This is a genomic window from Lentzea rhizosphaerae (assembly GCF_042649515.1).
GTDB lineage: Bacteria > Actinomycetota > Actinomycetes > Mycobacteriales > Pseudonocardiaceae > Lentzea > Lentzea aerocolonigenes.
On sequence record NZ_JBHRZI010000003.1, the window covers coordinates 241,163 to 261,470 of the forward strand.

Consider the following 20,308-nt stretch of genomic DNA (forward strand, 5'->3'; position numbering starts at 1 on the left):
ATGCGGTTACCGTCACACGCGTGGCAGCACGAATCACAGAACTGGTACTGGACTGCACCGATCCCGAACGTCTTGCCACCTTCTGGGGAGAAGTTCTGGGCTACGAGGTGCTCGACCGCGACGAGGACTCGGTGGAGATCGGACCGCCGGACAAGCGCACGACGTTGCTGTTCCTCCGCAACTCCGACCGCAAGCTGCAGAAACTACGCCTGCACATCGACGTGAGGGCCACCGACCGCGAGCAGAAGGACGAGCTGGAACGCCTTCTCGCGCTCGGCGCCACGCACGCCGACATCGGGCAGGGCGACGACGTGAGCTGGTACACCCTCCACGACCCGGAGGGCAACGAGTTCTGCCTGCTCAGCGGTCGGGCAGACCCCTGAGCACCTCCCGGACGGCCATGACCACGGCGTCCGGCCGGTCCATCTGAATCATGTGCCGACTGCCGGGCACCGGCACGTTGCGCCCCCACGGCACGAGGGCGGCCAACGACCGGTGTTCCGGCCACACCCGGCGTCCCGCGGTGAGCACGAGCCACGGCACTTTCGGCAGCTCACGACGTTTGCGCAGGCGTTCCAGCGTTGCGACCTGGCCGGGGTAGGACGCGAGCTCCCACACCACGGCCCGGCCGACGCCCGGCCGCCGGTAGACCATCTCGACGAGGTCCGTGGGCGCCGGATCGGTCACGCCCAGCGTCGAGGCCGCGGTCAGCAGGTTGCGGAACGAGTGCCCGAACCGCCGCGTGAGCCGCGCGCCGAGCCACCGGCTGCCGAACGCCCGTATGGCCTGCGCGATCACCGCCGACATGTCGAACGGGGCTCCCGCGCCCGGCGTCTCCGTGTCCGGATCGAGCAGCACGACCCCGCTGACGCGGTGCGGGCGCAGCCGGGCGTAGGCCTCGACGTGCATCGACGCCATCGAGTGCCCGACCAGGACCGCCTTCGGGATGCCGCGCATCACCGCGTCCAGCACGGCCACCTCGCGCGCCAGCGACGGCCCGCGCCGCGCCGGACCGCTCATCCCCAGGCCAGGCCGGTCGAACACGATCACCCGAGCGTGTGGTTCCAGCAGCCGCACCGTGCGGTCCCAGTCGAACCAGGCCCCGCCCAGACCCGAGCTGAGCACCACGACCGGCAGGCCGACACGCCCGGAGGATGCGACGTGCACCCGTCCGGCCGAGGAAGGAATCATGGCCGTCATCGGCAGACCTCGGGAGTGGATGTGGCACCGGCGTGGAAGTGGAAGACCGCGGGCACGATCGCGACGATCGTGCAGCTGGCCGGGGTGCTCTCGCTGCTCAGACTGATCCTTCCGGAGGACAGCTGGTTCACCGACGTCGCGGACGGCATCGGGTACTTCTTCGGCCTGCCGATCGACGGCAACCTCTTCATCGCCCTGGTGTTCTTCGTGCTCGGCGCCGCCCTGCGCAGGCACAAGCGAGCGGCGTTCTGGGCGCTGCTGCTGTTCCAGGTCACGGGCCTGCTGCTGGTCGGCTCCACCATGGTCATCCTGGCCCTCGCACCTGAAGAAGTCCTGGAGCCGGGCGAACAGCCGCACTGGGTGTTCCTCGGTTTCGGGGTCGCGACCTCGGTGCTGTTCGTGGCGCTGCTGTGGGTGGTGCGGGAGGGGTTCCCCGCCCGGCTCGCGCGCGGTGCGTGGCGGCGGGCGCTCGCGTCGTTCGTGCTGGGCATGGTCGCGCTCGTGCTCCTCGGCTGGGGCCTCGCCGAGATCTTCCCAGGCAGGCTGGTCGAGCAGACCGACAAGCTCGTGTGGGCGGCGAACCAGGCCACGGGTGAGGTCGTCCGGCTGGGCCGCCTCGACATCCCCGAGGGCCCGCAGTGGCTGAGCGTCGTGTTGGGCTTGGGCGGCACGCTCGTCGCGGTCCACGCGATGTACCTGTTCTTCCGCGGTGTGCGCACCCAGAACATGATCACGCCGGAACAGGAGCTCGACCTGCGCCGGCTGCTCGCGGCCGACGGCGAGCCCGACTCGCTGGGCTACTTCGCCACGCGCCGGGACAAGAGCGTCGTGTTCGCGGCTTCCGGTCGTGCGGCGCTGACCTACCGGGTGATCGGCGGCGTCACGCTGGCGTCGGCAGACCCGATCGGTGACGAGGAGGCCTGGCCGGAAGCCGTTCTGGCGTGGCTGTCCGAGGCCCGCACCTACGGCTGGATGGCGGGCGTGCTCGGCGCGTCCGAACGCGGTGCGCAGGTCTACTCCGACGCCGGGTTGAAGGCGCTGGAGATCGGTGACGAGGCGATCCTGGACGTCCGCGAGTTCAACCTCGCCGGTCCCGAACGGCGCGGGCTGCGTCAGGCCGTGTCCCGCGTCGAACGCGCCGGGTACACCACGCGGGTCCGCCGGCACAGCGAGATCGCGCCGGACGAGATGGCGTCCATCCTGGACCGCGCGGAGGCGTGGCGCGGAGCCGAGACCGAGCGCGGCTTCTCGATGGCCCTGGGACGGCTGGGAGATCCGAGCGACGGCCGGTGCGTGATGGTCGAGGCCTACGACGCGTCCGGTGCTCTGCGCGGACTGCTGTCGTTCGTGCCGTGGGGTCGCCGGGGCGTGTCGCTGGACCTGATGCGGCGGGACCGCGCGGCGGAGAACGGCCTCAACGAGTACATGGTCGCCCAGCTCGCGGCCGCCGCTGGTCATCTCGGCGTGCACCGGATCTCGCTGAACTTCGCGATGTTCCGCGCGGTGTTCGAGGAGGGCGAGAAGATCGGCGCCGGCCCGGTGCTGCGGGCGTGGCGGCGGGTGCTGTCGCTCGCGTCGCGGTTCTTCCAGCTGGAGTCGCTGTACCGGTCGAACGCCAAGTACCTGCCGGAGTGGGAGCCGAGGTTCCTCTGCTACCAGCGTTCCCGGTCGTTGCCGCAGGTCAGCATCGCCGCGGGCATCGCGGAGGGGTTCGTGCCGTCGCTGCGGTCGTTGCGCAAGCGAGCCCTGCAGAAGACCGACGTGAGCGCCGAGTTCGCCGCGCGGGTCGCCGAGATCGACGCGATCAAGATCGAACCGAAGGCCGTCAGGCGCCCGGAGCAGGTCCGGGTGCGGATCGCGAAGGTCGAACGGCTGGTGGCCGCCGGCGTCGACCCGTACCCCGTCGGCTTCGACCGCTCGGACCTCCTCGCCGGTGCACGCGAACGCTTCGGCGAGGACGTCTCGGTCACCGGACGCGTGGTGGCGCTGCGGGAGATGGGCAAGCTGTGCTTCGCGCGGCTGCGGGACTTCAGCGGCGAGATCCAGCTGATGCTGACCGTCGACTCGCTCGGCGACGCGCTGACGTCCTGGAAGTCCGATGTGGACCTGGGCGACCACGTGGGCGTGACCGGCCAGGTGATCAAGTCCGACCACGGCGAGATCTCCGTGCTCGTCGAGAAGTGGACGATGACCGCGAAGTGCCTGCACCCGTTGCCGGACAAGCGGAAGGGCTTCACCGACCCGGAGGCGCGCGTGCGCCAGCGCTACCTCGACCTGGTGGTGAACCAGGACTCGGCGTCGTTGCTGAAGCTGCGCAGCGACGTCATCCGCAGCGTGCGCGAGTTCCTGCACTCGCGGGAGTACCTCGAAGTCGAGACGCCGATGCTGCAAGCGGTGCACGGCGGCGCGAACGCCAGGCCGTTCGTGACCCACATCAACGCCTACGACATGCGGATGTACCTGCGGATCGCGCCGGAGCTGTACCTGAAGCGGCTGTGCGTGGCGGGCGTGGACCGGGTGTTCGAGCTCAACCGCAACTTCCGCAACGAGGGCGCGGACGCCACGCACAACCCCGAGTTCACGATGCTGGAGGCCTACCAGTCCTACGCGGACTACCGGGTCATGCTCGACCTGGTGCGCACGTTGATCCAGCACGCGGCGCGCGAGGCGTTCGGCGAGGAGGTGGCGCAGCGCCCGGACGGCACGTTCGACCTGTCGGGCGAGTGGCCGGTGATTCCCGTCTACACGGCGGTCTCCTCGGCCCTGGACGCCGTCGTCACCCCTTCGACCTCGGTCCCGGAGCTGCGGTCGTTGCTGTCCGCGCGGGGCGTCGGGATCAACGAGGACTGGGACCACGGCCAGCTCGTGCAGGAGGCGTACGACTCGTTCGTGGAGGCCTCGACCGTCGGGCCGACGTTCTACATCGACTTCCCGACCTCGGTGTCCCCGCTGACCCGCCAGCACCGCGTCGACCCGCGCCTGGCCGAGCGGTGGGACCTGGTGGCGTTCGGCGCGGAGATCGGCACGGCGTACTCGGAGCTCACCGACCCGCTGGAGCAGCGGCGACGGCTGGAGGCGCAGTCGTTGAAGGCCGCGTCCGGTGACGTCGAGGCGATGGAGCTGGACGAGGACTTCCTGCGGGCGCTGGAGCACGGCATGCCCCCGACGGGCGGGCTGGGGATGGGCGTGGACCGGTTGCTGATGATGCTGACCGGCACGTCGATCCGGCAGACCGTGCTGTTCCCGTTCGTCCGTCCGACATAGCACACGATCTGGTTACTATCTGTGATCAACTGCGACCCGGCTCTCAATCTGTGCGAAAATCGCACTATGGCGGAAGCGCGAGAGTGGAGCCAGGTAGGGGCGCGGGTGCGCGACGCCCGGATCGGCGCTGGTCTTTCTCAGGCTGAACTGGGTGATGCGCTGTCGCTCGATCGAACCATGATCGCGAAGATCGAAGCCGGCACGCGCAAGGTGGACGCACTGGAGCTGACCAGGCTCGCCGCGGCACTTCAAGTTCCGTTGGACTATTTCATCCACCGCGCACCAGCGGTGCTGTCCAGGCGTTCGGAGCTGAGCGAGGACACCACCACTGATGCCGGCCGGCAGGCTTATCGTCTGGAAGCCCGGCTGGAAGGCTGGGCACGGGACGTTCAGCAGCTGCTGAACCTCGGAACGCTCATGCCGAGGACGATCTATCGGTCTGCAGGAGCGGCTGACGAGGATGCAGCGAGAGGCGTTGCCTCCCGTCTTCGAACGCACGTCGGGCTGCACAACGACCCGATTCCCACCCTGATGGACGTCTGTGAACAAGCGGGACAGTTCGTCCTCGTCGCCGACCTTCCAGGTGACGGTGCGTCCATGGTTGTGGACGACGAACTGGCGGTGGCGGTCATCAGTCGGTCAGGAGATCCAGGCCGACGCAGGGCGACAGCGGCGCATGAGCTCGGGCACATGGTCCTCGGAGACCCGTACTCCAACGATGTTGGAGTACACGCTTCGCTTCGCGACCGGGAGTCGGTCGTCGACGCCTTTGCCGCAGAACTGCTGCTGCCCGTAGTGGTGGCGGCAACGACGAGGGGCCGTGGAGATCTGATCGCACTGGCAGCTCGCTACCGCATCTCTTGGTCGTTGGCGACTCGCCAAGCGGCGCTTGCTGGTGTTGTCGACTCTGATGAGGCCCGTGCGTGGAGCCAGCAGCGGCCGACCAGGGCGGAACTGATGAACGCGATCGGATGGGCTCCTCAGCCGGATCTCGACGCGATCAGGGTGCCCCGCGGCTATGCCACGGCTGTGATGGAAGCCCTGAGGCGCGACATGTTGACACCGTCGCGTGCAGTTGAACTGATGCATGGTCAGATCGTTGAGGGCGATCTGCCAGTCCTGTCTGACGACGAGATTTCGCCGTGACGAGTGGCAAGCCGCTCGTCTTCGACACGATGTGCTTGTCCCACTTCGCCTTGATCGAGCGGCTCGATGTTCTTGGCGAGTTGCTGGGCGGCCAGACCTGTTGGACGACCGCGATCGTCAGGGACGAGTTGAGCGTTGGCGTTGAAGAGCATCCGCTGCTCCGAAACGCGCTCGACCTGCCGTGGCTTCAGGTCGCGGCACTGGATGAACTCCACGAGATTCAGCTTTTCGTGAAGTATTCGAGGTTGGTTGGCACGTCCGAACGCGACCACGGAGAGGCAAGCGTGTTCGCTGTCAGCGAGCTGCTCGACGGCATCGCGCTCACAGATGACCGCCTTGCCACCAAGGTGGCTCGCGCCAATGGGTTGGACGTACACGGCACGATTTGGTTGCTCGCTCAGTTGTGTCGGGGCGGCAAGATCACGGAGGCGGGTGCGGGCAATCTCATCGACATGCTGCGCGACAGCGGCATGAGGCTGCCCTGCACGGGCGCGCAGTTCGGATCGTTCGCTAGGAAATACCGTCTGCTCTGACGCACGGCACAGGTCAGTGATCCAGGTACGCGAGGACGGCTTGGACCCTGCGGTCTCCTGAGCCGTCCTCGCTGTTGAGGCCGAGCTTCAGGAAGACGTTGCCGATGTGCTTGTGGACGGCTCCCGCGCTGATGACGAGCCGTTCGCCGATGGCGGCGTTCGACAGTCCTTCCGCCATCAGGCCGAGGACTTCCCGTTCGCGCGGAGACAACACACTCAGCGCGTCGTCGGACCTCCGCCGTACGAGCAGTTGCGACACGACCTCGGGGTCGAGCGCCGTGCCGCCGTTCGCGACCCTGTGCAGCGAATCGAGGAAGTCCGCGACTTTGCCGACGCGTTCCTTCAGCAGGTAGCCGACGCCCCCGTTCGTGCCGGCGAGCAGTTCGTGCGCGTAGCTCTGCTCGACCCACGCACTGAGCACCAGCACGGCGAGCTTCGGGTGCCGCCGACGTGCTTCGACCGCGGCTTTCAGGCCCTCGTTGGTGAACGTCGGCGGCATCCGCACGTCGACCACGGCGATGTCGGGTTCGTGCTCGGCGACGGCGTCCAGGAAGTCGTCCGGGTTGTCGGTCGCCGCCGCGACTTCGATGCCTTCGTTGCGCAACAACAACGTCAGCCCCTCGCGGAGCAACGCGTCGTCTTCGGCGATCACGATGCGCATGGTCACTTCCCCATCGGTAGCACGACGGTGAGCACAGTAGGCCCGCCCTCGGGACTGCTCACGTCCGCGGTGCCGTCCAACGCCGCGACCCTGCCTCTGATGCCGTCCAAACCCGTTCCCCGCTTCTCGTCCGCGCCACCCTTGCCGTCGTCGTGGACCACGACCACCAGCTGTTCCTTGTCGATGTTGAGGCTCACCCAGGCGTGGTTGGCACCGCTGTGCTTGGCGACGTTCGTCAATGCCTCGGCCACGGCGAAGTAGGCGGCTGCTTCCACTGCGGCCGGGAGCCGGCCGAGGTGGTCGGCCTGGAGGACGCACGGGACCGGGGACCTCGCGGCCAGCGCCTGGATCGCGCCGTCCAGGCCCAGGTCCTCCAGCACCGGCGGGTGGATGCTGCGGACGACGTTGCGCAGCTCCTCCAGCGCCTCGCCTGCTGCGTCTTGGGCTCGGAGGAGTGCTTGCAGGGCGTTGTCCGGGTTTTGTTCGAGGGTTCGTTCGGCGATGCCGAGCATCATCACCACGCCTACCAGCTTGTTCTGGGTGCCGTCGTGGAGGTTGCGTTCGATTCGCCGCAGTTCGGCGCCGTGGGCCTGGAGGGCGGCGGCTCGTGTCGCGACGACCTCGGCCAGCCGCTTTTCCAGGGAGGCCCTCGGGGGTGACAGCAGCGTTTTCGCCCACCTGGCGTCCAGGTCCGCGAGCTTGGGGAGTTGGGTGAGGATCAGAGCCAGCACGATCCCGATGGGGATGCTCAGGAGCGCCTTCGGCCAGGAGTCGACGTGGACGCCGAACGAGTTGTCGAACCCGCCGGGGATCGCCCACCAGATCACGGGGACGAACGGCTGCTGGATCAGCGCCCCCGGAACTCCGATGGCGATCGCCCCGAACAGCGTTCCGACCACGGCGTGGCTGATCAGCCACAACCCTTCTCTGCGGCTGCCAGGATCCGCCAGCACGCCCTGGGCGCGGTGTAGCCACGGGCCGTCGAGCGGCGGCGGTGACGGCAGCTCGGCGCGGGTGTAGCGGGCGATGCGCCGCCGGTCGAAGTCGACGATCCGGCGGATGATCGGGGCGGTGACGGGCAGCAACGGGAGGACGACCACGGACAGCAGCAGGACGCCTATGGCGAGCCACGAGGCGATGGCCGTCAGCAGGCCGGTCGCCAGGTAGACCACCGCCGCCCAGATCCGTTTCATGTGGGCAAACGTATCTGGCTGACCTGGGGTGGCGCGGTGGAGCAGGCTCTACTTCAGCCCTCGCGCCAGCCATTCGTGATCGGCAGGCGCCGGTCCCGTCCGAAGGCCTTGTTCGAGATCTTCGTGCCCGGCGGGTACTGCCTGCGCTTGTACTCGGCCTTGTCGACCATCCGCAGCACCTTGTCGACCAGTTCGGGCGCGAAACCCGCTGCCAGGAGGTCGTCGTAGCCTCGGTCGCCGTCCACGTACTGGGTGAGCAGGGCGTCCAGCAGCTCGTAGTCCGGCAGTGAGTCGGTGTCGACCTGGCCGGGGCGCAGTTCGGCTGACGGGGGCTTGGTGATCGAGTTTTCTGGGATGGGCGGGGTCTCGCCGCGCTTCTCCGCCTCGTCGTTGCGCCAGCGGGCCAGGGACCAGACCAGGGTCTTGAAGACGTCCTTGATCGGGGCGAAGCCGCCTACCGCGTCGCCGTAGATGGTCGAGTAGCCGACTGCCAGTTCGGACTTGTTGCCGGTGGCGAGGACCAGGTGGCCGTTCTGGTTGGACAGGGCCATCAGGAGCATGCCGCGGCAACGGGCCTGGATGTTCTCCTCGGCCAGGCCGGTCAGCTTGAGCTGGTCCACGTAGACGGAGACCATGTCGCCGATCGGCTCGGTGGTGAAGTGCAAGCCTGTGCGGGTGGCCATGTCGGAGGCGTCCGACTTGGAGTGCTCTGAGGAGTACGACGACGGCATTGAGACGCAGTACACCGAGTCAGCGCCGAGGGCGTCTACGGCCAGTGCTGCGACCACGGCGGAGTCGATGCCACCGGACAGACCGAGCACAACGGACCGGAAGCCGTTCTTGTGCACGTAGTCGCGTAGGCCGGTGACTAGTGCGTGCCAGACCTCTGCCTCGTCGGACAGCGGTTCGAACACTCGCGGTGCGGGGAGTGGCTCGTAGGGGGCGATTGCGTCTGACACGAAGACTCGGCGCACGTAGAAGTCGCCGATCTGGCCCTGTTCGTACTCGCCGTCGCCGGGGAGGTCGAAGTCGACGAGCATGAGGTGCTCCACGAACTGCGGGGCGCGGCCGATCAGCTGGCCGTCGGCTGCCACGACGATCGAGTCGCCGTCGAAGACCAGTTCGTCCTGGCCGCCGATGAGGTTGCAGTAGGCAAGCGGGGCGCCTGCTTCTGCTGCCCGGCGGACCACCAGGGGGAGACGGAGGTCGTCCTTGTTGCGTTCGTAGGGGGAGGCGTTCGGGGAGACGACCAGGTCCACGCCCGCGTCGCCCAGGGCGGTGATCGGGCCGCCGTCCTGCCAGAGGTCCTCGCAGATCACCATGCCGACCTCGACGCCGTTGATGCGCACGATGTCCAGAGAGGAGCCCGGCTTGAAGTAACGCCGCTCGTCGAACACGCCGTAGTTCGGGAGGTGGTGCTTGCTCTGCCTGGCCACGACACGTCCGCCGTGCAGGACTGCGGCGGCGTTGCGGGGGCCTGCCGAGTCGTGTTCCAGGTAGCCGACGATCGCTGCCACGTCGCCGAGGCCGGCGGAGTCCAAAGTGCTCGCCAGGGTGTCGAGTGCTTCGGCGGAGGCGCGGGCGAAGGACGTGCGGATCGCCAGGTCCTCCACCGGGTAGCCGGTCAGCACCATCTCGGGGAACACGACCAGGTGGGCGCCTCCCTCGCGAGCCTTGCGCGTCCACTCCACGACCAACGACGCGTTGCCGTCCAGGTCGCCCACAGTGGCGTTGACCTGGGCGAGCGCGATCCGAAGCTGCGGCATGCCCTCATCATCTCCCATACCATCGGGCTGTGGTCCGTCTCTTGAGCGTGTTGCTCGTCATTCCGCTGCTCGCGTCCTGCACGTCGATCATCGAAGGGGCGGCCAAGCCAGGCGTCTCCCTCGAGAAACCCGGTCCTGCGGGGACCGTCCCCGCCGGGCTGGAGAAGTACTACGGCCAGCAGCTCGCCTGGCAGGAGTGCTCCTCGTTCGTCACCACCGGGTCCAGCCGGCAGGCGTACGGGAGCAAGAAGGACGTCGACTGCACCCGCCTGCAGGTCCCGCTCGACTACTCCAAGCCGGACGGTGACACGATCACCATCGGCGTGCTCAGGTACCGGGCGACGGGCCAGAAGATCGGGTCGCTGCTGATCAACCCCGGTGGTCCCGGCGCGTCCGGCATGGCGGCGGCCGCGGGCATGGTGTCGGACTACCGCAAGACCGAGCTCGGGAAACGCTTCGACCTGATCGGGTTCGACCCGCGGGGCATCGGCGCGAGCGATCCGGCGGTCAAGTGCCTCACCGGACCGGAGCGCGATGCCGAGCGTTTGGACCTCGACGTTGATACGAGCGCGCAGGGAATCACCCAAACGGAGCAAGAGAACAAGGCGTATGCCGAGAAGTGTGCCTCCGGGACAAAATTCGGGGCGGCAATGCTCGCCAACTTGGGCACGCGGGACGTAGTTAAGGACATGGATGTCCTCCGCTCTGCGCTCGGCGACGCGAAGCTGAGCTACGTCGGCTACTCGTACGGCACGCGCATAGGCACCGAGTACGCCGAGACCTTCCCCCAGAACGTGCGTGCACTCGTTCTCGACGGAGCCGTCGACCCGACCCAGGACCAGCTCGCGTCGCTGGTCGGTCAGGCAGCCGGCTTCCAGAAGGCGTTCAACGAGTTCGTGAAGTGGTGCCGGGACAAGGGCGACTGCCCCCTCGGCGACGACGCCAACGCGAGCTTCCGCCAGCTCACGACACCGTTGATCCAGAAGCCCGTCGACGTCGGCGACCGCAAGCTCTCCTACAACGACGCGATCACCGCCACGATCCAGGCGTTGTACTCGGAGCAGCTGTGGCCGTTGCTGCTGAACGGCCTCAACGAGCTGAAGAACGGCAAGGGCCGTGTGCTGATGACGCTGGCCGACGCGTACTTCGACCGTGATGACCAGGGCAACTACTCCACCATCACGGACGCGTTCAGCGCCGTGCACTGCGTGGACGACCCACGGCTGACGGACAAGAACGCGCTGTTGGAGACCGCGAAGAAGTACAAGGAGGCGGCGCCGTTCCTCGACGACGGCAACCCGCCGGGTGCGGCGCTCGACTCGTGCGCGTTCTGGCCGGCCCCGGTGTCCGGCCGCACCGAACCGCCCAAGGCCGACGGCATCCCGCCGCTGCTGGTCATCTCCACGACCGGTGACCCCGCCACGCCCTACGAGTCCGGCGTGAACCTGGCCAAAGCGCTCAACTCGCGGCTGCTCACGTTCGAGGGCGTCCAGCACACGGTCTTCCTGCAGGGCCAGAAGTGCGTGGACGACGCCGGTGTGAAGTACCTGATCGACCAGACCTTGCCCGCCGACGGAACCCGGTGCGCCTAATGACGAAGAGGCGATCCCGAGTCATTGCGGCCTTGTTCGCCTTGATCGTTGTGCTCAGCACGTCCACGTCCTACGCGCGCATAGACGGTTCACCGGTCGCCGCGCGCAAGGGCTTAGCGCGCTTCTACGAGCAGGTGTTGTCCTGGGGCGCGTGTCAGCCCTATGCGACCGACACGAAGAGCAAGGGCCTGTTCGAGCGCGAGGGCATCCAGTGCGCGCGCCTGCAGGTTCCGCTCGACTACGAGAAGCCGGACGCGGGCACGATCACCGTCGCACTGCTGCGCCGGACTGCCTCCGAACAGGGGCGGCGAGTCGGTTCCCTGGTGGTGAACCCCGGCGGTCCCGGTGGTTCGGGCATGGCGCACGTCGCGAACATGCAGCCGAACAACCCGGTCAGCAAGCGGTTCGACGTGGTGGGCTTCGACCCGCGCGGCGTCGGGGCGAGCCAGCCCCGCGTGCAGTGCCTGACCGATGCCGAACGCGACGCGCAACGGCTTCGTCCCAAGGGCGAGACCGCGAACGCCGTGGAGACCGAGAACAGGTACTTCGTCGAGAAGTGCACCGAACGCAGCGGCATCGACCTTCTGCGCAACGTCGGCACACGCGACGTGGTCCGCGACATGGACGTGCTGCGCGGAGCGTTGAGGGAGCAGAAGCTGAGCTACCTCGGCTACTCCTACGGCACGCGCATCGGCACGTTGTACGCCGAGATGTACCCGCGCAACGTGCGCGCGATGGTGCTCGACGGAGCGGTGGAGGTCAACGGCGACAAGGTGGCGGCGTCGGCGCGTCAGGCACAGGGCTTCGAGGAGGCGTTCCAGCGGTTCGCGGGCTGGTGCGCTCAGCGCGACTGTCCGATCGGGAAGGACACGAGCACCGCCGAGTCCAAGTTCCGGCAGATGATCGATCCGTTGAAGAAGACGCCGATGCAGGTCGGCGACCGCAAGCTGTCCCACTCGGACGCGAACACCGCCATCATCCAGGCGATGTACTCGGACCGGCTGTGGGAGACCGCGCTGAAGGGCCTGCAGGAGCTGAAGCAGAACAAGGGAAACACCCTGCTGCAGCTCGCGGACCAGTACCTCGGCCGCGCCCAGGACGGCACCTACAGCCGCATCCAGGACGCGTTCGTGGCCATCCGCTGCGTCGACGAACCACCGATCAAGGACCGCGCCACCCTGGAGTCCAACCGTCGGAGGCTGTTGGAACTCCTGGGCAACGACACGATCCCCACCGACGAGACCGCGCTCGGGCCGTGCGCGTTCTGGCCGGCCCCGCACACGTCGGAACCGCATCCGCCGAACGTGAACGGGCTGCCGCAGGTGCTGGTCGTCTCGACGACCGGCGACCCGGCGACGCCCTACCAGTCCGGTGTGGACCTCGCGGCCGCACTGGGCGCGCGTTTGCTGACGTACAACGGGAACCAGCACACGGCGTTCCTCGCGGGCATCGGCTGCGTGGACGGCGTGGGCACGAACTACCTGGTGGACTTGAGACTGCCCGAAACAGACTCGGTCTGCTGACGCTTCGAGGGGAGGAGGACCGATCCCAGCGCGCCGACAGCGCAGATCACCGCCGTGATCAGGAAGATCTCGTGGTACTCGGTGAGCAGCGCCTCGGTGAGCCCGCGCTGGTACTCGGCCATCTGCCGCTCGAACTCGGCTTTCTCGACCCCGAACGGCAGCGGGGTGTTCAGGCCTGCCGTGAGCTCGCGGAACCGGTGAAGTCCCCACGCGGACAACGCCGCCACACCGACGAGCATGCCCGTCATGCGCGCGACGACGACGAACGCCGACGCCACGCCGTGTCGCACCGACGGCACAACACGCAGCACAGCGCCGGACAACGGCGCGATGACCAGACCGAGGCCGAAACCGGCGATGGCGAGGTCACGCGTCAAAGCGAACCCGGACACGTTCGCGGGCCACTGCGCGATGAACACGTACGCCACCGATGCGATCGCGAGCCCGCCGAAGGACACCCAGCGGTCGCCCAGGCGTGAGGCGAGGAACCCACCGAGGACGGCGCCGATCGGCAACGCGACGAGGAAGCGGGTGAGCAGCGTCGCCGCCGCTGCGGAGTCCTTGCGCAACACGGTCTGCGCGAACAGCTCCACGTCGACCAGCGTCACCAGCAACGCCGCACCGGCCGCGAGCGACACCCCGAGCACCGCCCAGAACGGACGCCACTGCACGCCTTCGGGATCGATGAGCCGCACAGCAGCACGGCGTTCCCACAAGAAGAAGGCGCCCAACACGACGATGGCCGCCGCGAGCACGGGCCAGCCCCACGACGGCAGCACCGACTCGGCGGGCTTCGGGTTGTAGAGCGCGACCACCAGCAGCGACAACGCGAGAGCGAGCAACACCCCACCGACGACGTCGATGCGGACCTCGCGCCGTGTGTTCGGCACGGTCCGTTGCACGATCACCATCGCGACGACCGCCAAAGGCACGTTCACCCAGAACACCCACCGCCAGCTCTGCGGCTCCCACGCCTCGAACAACGGCAACGCGTTGAAGAGCGACGCAACGCCGATGCCGTACAATGTGCCGAGGACAGAGCCCAACTCTTGAGCCGCGCCCACCGCCCCGAGGGCAGTTGACCGCCGGTGCTCCTCCCACAGGTCCGCGACCAGCGCCATCGTCACCGGCAGCAGCGCACCGCCGGCGAGTCCCTGCACCACACGGCCGGTGACCAGCAACGGCACGTCGCCGGCCAACGCCGTGATGACCGAGCCCACGAGGAACCCGAGCAACGACACCTGCAGCACGAACCGCCGCCCCAGCCGGTCCGACAGCTGCCCGAGCAACGGCATGCCGGCCACGTACCCGAGCAGGTACCCGGTGACGATCGGCGTGGCCTGCTCGAGCTCGTTCACCGCGATGCCGAGATCGCGCACCATGTCGGTGAGCACACCGACGACGACGTAGGCGTCGAGCGCCCCGAGCAGCACGGCCGCGCCGGACGCGGCGAGAGCGACTTTGCGCATTAGGCAGGTGCCGTGACCGTGACGGGCTTGTCGAAGTCGGTCAGTCCGATGTCGATCTTCTGACCACCGGGCAGCTCGAACAACGCGCTCTTCAGCTTGTTGTCGCTGCCGAGCGAGAACGTCGACTTCACGTCCGCGGAGATGCCCGGCACCAGCCCGGCCGCCACGTCCTTCGGCACCGTCGCCTCGACCACCGACACGTCACCGGACGACTTGGTCTTGGCGTCCTTCGCCGACGCGAGCACCTTCGCCACGCCCTTGTCCGGGTTCAGGATCGCGGACGGGTCGTAGACCTGGCCCGCGAACGCCGCCGGCAGCTTCGTGAACCCGCCGGTCGGGCCCTTGAAGTGCAGGTTTCCGCCGGTCAGCACGTACTCGATGGACAGCAGCTGCCCGGCGAACGTGACCTTCGCGGTCCCCTTCGAGTCACCCGCGGAGGTGAGATCGCCGTCCGCCTCCTTCACCGGGACGTCCGGGAGCTCGCCGTCCACCTTGATGGTGAAGTGGACGGTCTTGACGGAGCGCATCTGCTCGGCCGACTTCGAGAGCAATGTCGCACCATCGGGGAGATCTCCACCGGACGTGCAGCTCGTGAGCAGGGCGAGTGCGCAAACCAACAACCAACGGGCGGACATGCGTTGATCGTAGAGTCCCGGGAGCCCTTAAGCTGCGCCCTATGGACCGCCAGCAGGAGTTCGTGCTCCGCACGCTCGAGGAACGCGACATCCGGTTCGTCCGGCTCTGGTTCACGGACGTCCTGGGCTTCTTGAAGTCCGTGGCGGTCGCACCGGCCGAGCTCGAGGGTGCCTTCAGCGAGGGCATCGGGTTCGACGGCTCCGCGATCGAGGGCTTCGCCCGCGTCTACGAGTCGGACATGGTCGCGAAGCCGGACCCGTCCACGTTCCAGGTGCTGCCGTGGCAGACGCCGGAGGGCAGCAACTACTCGGCGCGCATGTACTGCGACATCACCATGCCGGACGGCTCCCCGTCGTGGGCCGACCCGCGCCACGTCCTGCGCAGGACGCTGTCGAAGGCCAGCGAGGCCGGCTTCACCTGCTACGTCCACCCCGAGATCGAGTTCTTCCTGCTCAAGGGCCTGCCCGGCGACGGGAGCGAGCCCGAGCCCGCGGACAACGGCGGGTTCTTCGACCAGACCTCGCACGAGACCGCCACGCACTTCCGCCGCCACGCCATCGAGGCGCTGGAGGCGATGGGCATCTCCGTCGAGTTCAGCCACCACGAGGGCGCGCCCGGCCAGCAGGAGATCGACCTGCGCTACGCCGACGCGCTCACGATGGCGGACAACGTCATGACGTTCCGCTACGTGGTGAAGGAGGTCGCGATCACGCAGGGCGTGCGCGCCTCGTTCATGCCCAAGCCGTTCTCGGACCAGCCGGGCTCGGGCATGCACACGCACTTCTCGTTGTTCGAGGGCGACCGCAACGCGTTCCACGACGAGGAAGACCCGTACCAGCTCAGCGACATCGGCAAGATGTTCGTCGCGGGTGTGCTGAAGCACGCACGCGAGATCTCCGGCGTCACGAACCAATGGGTCAACTCCTACAAGAGGCTGATCGTCGGCGGTGAGGCCCCCACGGCCGTGTGCTGGGGTCACGCGAACCGCTCGGCATTGGTCCGTGTGCCGATGTACTCACCCGGCAAGGCGTCGTCGCGCCGTGTCGAGATCCGGTCGCTGGACTCCGCGTGCAACCCGTACCTCGCCTACTCGGTGATCCTGGCCGCCGGGCTCAAGGGCATCGAGAAGGGCTACGAGCTGCCGCCGCCCGCCGAGGACGACGTGTGGTCGTTGACGGACCGGGAGAGGCGCGCGGCGGGCTACGCGAACCTGCCCCAGAACCTCGGTGAGGCGCTCACCGAGATGGAGAACTCGGAGCTGCTCCCCGAAGCGCTCGGTGAGCACGTCTACGACTTCTTCCTGCGCAACAAGAGGACGGAGTGGGACGCGTACCGTCGCAGCGTCACCCCGTACGAGTTGCGCACTCTTCTTCCCGTGCTGTGAGGCCGATACGTTGCTCTCCGTGACAGAGGTACCCGAGTTCCAGCCGACGATCTGCGCGTGCACGGTCGCCACGGCGGCGGAACTGCCCGCGGTCAAGGTCCTGTCCAGCTCGTTCCTCGCGGAACACCCCGAGGGCCGGTTCGTCGCGCTGATCGTCGACGCGCAGCCGGAGCACACGGGACCAGGGCTGATCACGCCTCTCGACATCGGTGTCGCCGAGATCGAGCTGCACGTGCTCGCGACGTCGCTGGACGCCGCCGGGCTGAAGGCCGCGATGGTGCCGCGGCTGCTGGAGGCGCTGCTGTCGCAGGGCATGCCCGTGCTGTACCTCGACCCGTGGGTCCAGGTGTTCGGGTCGCTCACGAAGCTCGTGCTGGAGGCGTTGCGCAACGCACCCGTCGTGCTGCTGCCGCGCACGTTGCGCCCGTTGCCGTCCGACGGTCTGCAGCCCGGTCCCGCCGAGCTGCACGAGCTGGGCGCGTTCGACCCCGGTTTCATCGCGGTCGGTGAAGGCGCCGAGCCTTATCTCGGGTCGCTGGACATGCCGGCGATCGTGCCGCATCACGTCGTGCGTGACGCACGCGTCGGGTTGTCGGTGTGGAACGTGTCGGACCGGCCGCTGCACCGGACCGAGTCGGGGGCGCTGGCCGTCGTCGGCCAGGACCTGCTGACGGTGCACTTCCGCGGCTTCGACCCGCGGCGGCCGTGGCTGCTGTCCGCCGACTTCGCGGAACGCCCCCGCGTGCTGCTGTCCGAACACCCGGAGGTCGCGGAGCTCTGCACCGCGTACCGCGCTGAGCTGGTGCGATCCGGCTGGACCGTCGCGCCGGTGCCGTACCGGTTCGACTCCCTGGTCGACGGCACGCTGATCCCGTCCGAGCTGCGCGCCGACTACCGTTCCTCGGAACTGACGCCTCCTCCGGCCTTCGGCGAAGACGGTGGTGGTGGCTTCCTCATCTGGGCGTGCGAGCCCACCGAGCACGGTGGCACGCGTTGGGCTGACGCGGTGTGGCGTGCCGATGCGTCGCTGCAGCAGCAGTTCCCCGTGCCGTTCGGTGCGGACGCCGACGCCTGGCGTGAGTGGTGCGCCGGCGTTGGTGTGGCGTCCGGACGTTTGCCGGTTCCCGCTGTGCCGCAGCCTCGGGGCGAAGGACCGGCGCTGCTGGACCAGCTCGGTGTGTCCGTCATCGGGTCGGGACCGCTGTCGGAGCTGATGCTCGCCGCGGCGCGCGCGTCGGGCCTTCCGGTGTCGACGTCCGCCAGCTACCCCGTTGTTGTGCGCGCCTCTTCTGCGGATGAGGTGCCTTCTGGCCGTTTCGTCGTCGAGGTCGCGCTGGACGCAACGGCTGCGGACGACCGCACGGACGTGAACGAGCTTTGGCTGTCGTCCGAAGTTTCGCGCGCTGCCGCGGAACGCATCGGCGGACCCATCGTCCGTGTGGTGCCCGTGCCGGTGCACGACGTTGGTGTCCGTGAGCACGAGTCAGGCGAAGTGGTGGTGTTCGCGGCGATCGCGGACCACTCTCTCGACCGTCCCGGCAACGTGCTGGGTGCGGTGTCGGCGTTCCTGAGCGCGTTCCCCGATCGTGCGGACGTCGAGCTGCGGATCGCGGTGTCCGGTGCGTTCGAGCACCCGGAGGCCGCCGAGCGGTTGCGCCTGGCCACGGCCTCGGACCAGCGGATCTCCCTCGTCGAGGACGACGACGTCTGCCTGACCGCCGACGTCGTGGTGTCGTTGCACCGCGGTGGGGCGGACGACCGGATCGCGTTGCGCCTGGCCGAGCTGGCCGTGCGCGGAGTCCCCGTCGTCGCGTCCGGCCATGGTGCCGTTGCGGAGCTCTTCGGCAAGACGGCGGTTCTCGTGCCGTGTCAGGGCGTCGAGCCCGATGTGCAGGCCGCGGCGCAGTTGTTGCGTTCGTTGGCCGATGACCTGCCCACGGCCGTTGCGCTGGGTGCCGCCGCACGAGAGCACGTGCTGTCGGTGCGGGCAGTCCCACGCGTGGGTGAAGTTCTTCGCGAACGCGTCGAGCACGCGTACCGGGGATGGCGGGCGCGTCGGCCGAAGCCGAAGCCCGAGGTCGACCCGATGCTCGCGCTGCAGTCGGCGAAGCACGCGTTACTGCGCCAGCCCAACGTCGACGGACCTCATCGGACGCCGATGGCACCCGCGCTGCGCAAGGTCGTCTTGCGCGCGTTGGACCACTACGACAACCACATGCGCCAGGTGCTGCACACCCTGATCGACGGGGTCGAGCGCACGGTGTCCGAGCTGGTCAACCGGCAGGACGCGCTGAAGGCCGGCGTCGGCGCGGGCGAACTGGAGCTGCTGCGGGCCGAGGTCGAGCAGGTCGCGGAACGGCAGTCGCACTTCGGTGACCAGCTGATCGGCGTCGACGACGGGGTCGTGCGCGTGCGCGCGGACATGGCCGGTCAGGGACGCAGGCTGCGCGACATCGAGGACGCCGTCGTCGCCGAGGCCGCCAAGCGCGCGAAGTCGACCGACGTGCTGGCCGAGCGGATCGACAAGCTCACCGTGGCGCTGGACCGGACGCTGGACCGGATCGACACCCTGGAGTCCAAGGTCGTCGAGGTGTTCCGCGAGCGCGACACGCGGTTGGACGCCGCGATCCGTGCGGCCAGCCACGCACAACAGACCGCGGACGCTCTTCGTCGCGTGGTGGTTCGTCAGCACGAGGCCTCCGACGACGCACCCGAGGTGCGTTCGTCGTTGGTGTTGTGCGACGCGGGCATGATGCGGCTGCCCTCCGACGACGCGTTCATGCTTCCGCTGTTGTCGTCCAACGGCGTGTGGGAGCCGGACCTCGCGGAACTGCTCGACTCGCTGGTCGAGCCGGACGGGATCTTCCTCGATGTCGGCGCGTACGTCGGTTACCACTCCATCAGGGTGTTGTCGCGGCTCGGGCTGATGGGCGCGGTTGTCGCCGTTGAGCCCGATGCGTCGGCTGCGGCGTTGCTGAGGCACAACGTCTCGGCGAACCTGCCTGCTGCTGTGGCCGGCCGTCTGACCGTGATCGAGGGTGCGGCGTGGGAGAGCGCGGGCGAGCTGGCCGTCTCCCCGACGCTGACCGGTGGTGTGTCGGTGTCGCCGCTGGCCGAAGACGCCGGCGAGGACGTCGCTCGGGTGCGGTCGGTGCGCCTGGACAAGGAGCTCGAAGAGATCGCCCTGGTGCGGGGCATGAAGCTTTCGGTCGTGCGGGTCGACACGCCTGGACGTGGCCATCGCGCTCTCGCGGGTCTCGTCCGGCTGTTGCGTCGCGACCGGCCGCACGTGTTCCTGGAGTTCTCCGCGACCTCGACCGCGGAGTTCGGTGACGATCCGGTGACGGTGCTGAAGGAGTTCGGTGTCTGGGGCTACGACCTGGTGCCGGTCGCCACTCGTCAGGCGGCCTCGCCGGACCAGATCGTCAAGGCGATGGAGGGTCTTCGTTCCATCACCCTGTGGCTCCGGCCGCGTCCGGTCGGCGCCAAGCCTGCTGCTCCGACGCCGTCTGTGCCGATCAAGCAGCCCGCTGACCAGGCGATTTGACTTTGATCCTCCCCGTGAGTAACTTTCTCCAGGTCGCAAGCGAGACCCCGGAACGAGCGGTTGACACCGCGGATCGGGCCGGGTAAAGTATCGCGGCGTCAAACCCCCAGAAGTGAATGAACGGCCTACCGTGCTGTCCGGGATCGGAAAACGACCCCGATTTGACACCGGAAAAGCCACTCAGATAACTTCTGAACCAAGCTAAAAACTGAATGCGAAGCGAGTTTGCGCCGAGCGAAGAAGCCCGAAACGGCCGATTTGACAAGCGAAAAACGAACGAGCTAAGCTTCAAACACAAGCCCCGAGAGAAACTCTCCGGAAACGGAGAATGGAACCGGTGAGCGCGTGTTCTTTGAGAACTCAACAGCGTGCCGAAACACAGCCAGTAATATGA

At 68.0% G+C, this 20,308-nt stretch carries 14 protein-coding genes; 8 read left to right on the forward strand and 6 right to left on the reverse strand.

Going from position 1 to position 20,308, the window contains the following annotated elements; genetic code table 11:
- The first annotated feature begins 20 nt into the window (after nucleotides 1–20).
- The gene (locus tag ACFOWZ_RS01605; protein ID WP_382367436.1) at nucleotides 21–383 is read left to right on the forward strand and encodes a VOC family protein; all 363 of its coding nucleotides are present in this window, start codon (nucleotides 21–23) and stop codon (nucleotides 381–383) included.
- Here ACFOWZ_RS01605 and ACFOWZ_RS01610 read toward each other — a convergent pair.
- Complete coding sequence (locus ACFOWZ_RS01610) at nucleotides 361–1,200, reverse strand: alpha/beta fold hydrolase (RefSeq protein ID WP_382367439.1); 840 nt, start codon at nucleotides 1,198–1,200, stop codon at nucleotides 361–363. The genes ACFOWZ_RS01605 and ACFOWZ_RS01610 overlap by 23 nt on opposite strands.
- On the opposite strand from ACFOWZ_RS01610, the gene lysX reads away from it, so the two are divergent.
- From lysX to ACFOWZ_RS01625, 3 genes are all read left to right on the forward strand, one after another.
- Nucleotides 1,162–4,464, forward strand: coding sequence for a bifunctional lysylphosphatidylglycerol synthetase/lysine--tRNA ligase LysX (gene lysX, locus ACFOWZ_RS01615; RefSeq protein ID WP_382367442.1), 3,303 nt, complete (start codon nucleotides 1,162–1,164; stop codon nucleotides 4,462–4,464). The two genes, ACFOWZ_RS01610 and lysX, sit on opposite strands and share 39 nt — an antisense overlap.
- Before the next feature lie 66 nt (nucleotides 4,465–4,530).
- Nucleotides 4,531–5,610: a helix-turn-helix domain-containing protein gene (locus tag ACFOWZ_RS01620; RefSeq protein WP_382367445.1), complete on the forward strand. Its 1,080-nt coding sequence runs from the start codon at nucleotides 4,531–4,533 to the stop codon at nucleotides 5,608–5,610.
- A complete protein-coding gene (locus ACFOWZ_RS01625; protein ID WP_382367448.1) occupies nucleotides 5,607–6,143 on the forward strand; it encodes a hypothetical protein in 537 nt (178 codons plus the stop codon). Before ACFOWZ_RS01620 ends, ACFOWZ_RS01625 begins: the two co-directional genes overlap by 4 nt.
- Before the next feature lie 13 nt (nucleotides 6,144–6,156).
- Here ACFOWZ_RS01625 and ACFOWZ_RS01630 read toward each other — a convergent pair whose 3' ends face one another.
- Genes ACFOWZ_RS01630 through ACFOWZ_RS01640 form a run of 3 tightly spaced genes read right to left on the reverse strand, consistent with a single transcriptional unit; the run spans nucleotide 6,157 to nucleotide 9,763 of the window.
- The gene (locus ACFOWZ_RS01630) at nucleotides 6,157–6,804 is read right to left on the reverse strand and encodes a response regulator (protein WP_382367485.1); all 648 of its coding nucleotides are present in this window, start codon (nucleotides 6,802–6,804) and stop codon (nucleotides 6,157–6,159) included.
- 2 nt (nucleotides 6,805–6,806) lie between these two features.
- Nucleotides 6,807–7,997, reverse strand: a complete 1,191-nt coding sequence (locus ACFOWZ_RS01635; RefSeq protein ID WP_382367451.1) for a sensor histidine kinase — start codon at nucleotides 7,995–7,997, stop codon at nucleotides 6,807–6,809.
- 53 nt (nucleotides 7,998–8,050) lie between these two features.
- Nucleotides 8,051–9,763: an NAD+ synthase gene (locus ACFOWZ_RS01640; protein ID WP_382367454.1), complete on the reverse strand. Its 1,713-nt coding sequence runs from the start codon at nucleotides 9,761–9,763 to the stop codon at nucleotides 8,051–8,053.
- Between the two features lie 29 nt (nucleotides 9,764–9,792).
- Between ACFOWZ_RS01640 and ACFOWZ_RS01645 the strand changes: the two genes are divergently transcribed.
- A complete protein-coding gene (locus tag ACFOWZ_RS01645) occupies nucleotides 9,793–11,355 on the forward strand; it encodes an alpha/beta hydrolase (RefSeq protein ID WP_382367457.1) in 1,563 nt (520 codons plus the stop codon).
- 50 nt (nucleotides 11,356–11,405) lie between these two features.
- Nucleotides 11,406–12,878: an alpha/beta fold hydrolase gene (locus ACFOWZ_RS01650; protein ID WP_382367488.1), complete on the forward strand. Its 1,473-nt coding sequence runs from the start codon at nucleotides 11,406–11,408 to the stop codon at nucleotides 12,876–12,878.
- On the opposite strand, the gene ACFOWZ_RS01655 is transcribed toward ACFOWZ_RS01650, so the two are convergent.
- Nucleotides 12,833–14,347 carry an MFS transporter gene (locus ACFOWZ_RS01655; protein ID WP_382367460.1) on the reverse strand — a complete coding sequence of 505 codons (1,515 nt, stop codon included), beginning with the start codon at nucleotides 14,345–14,347 and terminating at the stop codon, nucleotides 12,833–12,835. The genes ACFOWZ_RS01650 and ACFOWZ_RS01655 overlap by 46 nt on opposite strands.
- Nucleotides 14,347–14,982: an LppX_LprAFG lipoprotein gene (locus ACFOWZ_RS01660; RefSeq protein WP_382367463.1), complete on the reverse strand. Its 636-nt coding sequence runs from the start codon at nucleotides 14,980–14,982 to the stop codon at nucleotides 14,347–14,349. Before ACFOWZ_RS01660 ends, ACFOWZ_RS01655 begins: the two co-directional genes overlap by 1 nt.
- Before the next feature lie 41 nt (nucleotides 14,983–15,023).
- On the opposite strand from ACFOWZ_RS01660, the gene glnA reads away from it, so the two are divergent.
- Nucleotides 15,024–16,367, forward strand: a complete 1,344-nt coding sequence (glnA, locus tag ACFOWZ_RS01665) for a type I glutamate--ammonia ligase (protein WP_030472617.1) — start codon at nucleotides 15,024–15,026, stop codon at nucleotides 16,365–16,367.
- Between the two features lie 19 nt (nucleotides 16,368–16,386).
- Entirely contained in the window at nucleotides 16,387–19,914 is a 3,528-nt protein-coding gene (locus ACFOWZ_RS01670) for an FkbM family methyltransferase (protein WP_382367466.1), read from the forward strand.
- Nucleotides 19,915–20,308 lie beyond the last annotated feature (394 nt).